The sequence below is a fragment of the Bradyrhizobium sp. UFLA06-06 genome, assembly GCF_054820065.1.
The window spans coordinates 1-1,016 of record NZ_JADFUD010000163.1 but is presented as its reverse complement, the minus strand read 5'-3'; the positions used below and the strand labels follow the sequence as shown (position 1 = coordinate 1,016).

Annotated in this window: 1 protein-coding gene; it reads left to right on the top strand. The window is 64.1% G+C overall.

The genetic code is table 11. The features are described from left to right. Positions 1-78: 78 nt before the first annotated feature. The coding region (locus IF803_RS42505) for an IS481 family transposase (RefSeq protein WP_461196166.1) at positions 79-1,016 on the top strand (938 nt) is incomplete at its 3' end.

Here is a 1,016-nt window from a genome sequence, read left to right as displayed (position 1 = left end):
GTGTTTGATCCCTGCTGATTGGTTGGATGGAATCGGTGTAGAACGAGGCGTGGCCTTTGTTGGGGAGCGCCTCGTGTCATGGAACTGAACCTGCACGCGAACGCCACGACGACGCCGAAGACGCGTGCCTACATCCAGCGCAGCAGGAAGTCGGTCGCCGAATTGGCGGCCGAACTCGGGGTCAGCGAGACCACGATCTATCGCTGGCGCGGCCGCACCACGGTCGAGGACCGCTCGCACCGGCCGCACAACCTCGTGACCAGCCTGTCGGCCGTCGAAGAGCGGGCGGTGTGCGAGCTGCGGACGTCGCTGCAATTGCCACTCGACGACATCGTCGAGGTGATGCGGCGCTGCATCAATGCCAGGCTGTCCCGCAGCGCGATTCACCGTTGCCTGCAGCGCAATGGCATCAGCCGGCTTGCCAAGCCTGACAGGCCCAAGGCCGGCGTGTTCGAGACCACCAGCATCGGCTTCATCCATATCGACGTGAAATATCTGCCGGCCCTGCAGCGCCGCACCAGCTACGCCTTTGTCGCCATCGATCGTGCCACCCGCTACGTCTTTGTCGAGATCCATGCCCGGCGGGACGGCGCCACCGCGACCGGCTTCCTCAAACGCTTCCTGGCCGACTTCCCGCACGACGTTCACACCATCCTGACCGACAATGGCGCCGAGTTCACCGACCGCTTCGCTGTCGACAAGAAGAACAAGCCGGCCGGGCGACCGTCCGGCGACCATCCCTTTGATCGGCTCTGCAAGCAGCGCGGCATCGAGCATCGCCTGACCAAGCCCTACCACCCGCAGACCAACGGCCTCGTCGAACGCTTCAACCGGCGCATCGCCGAAGCCATAGGCCGCGAAGAAAAGCGCGGCAGCGCCCGGCGCACCTTCGTCGACCATGCCGATCGGGACGCCTTCCTCAGCAAGTTCGTCCACGACTACAACCGAACCCGCCTCAAATGCCTCGGCTACAAGACGCCAATCCAGGCCCTTGCCAATCAAACGGGACCAAACAC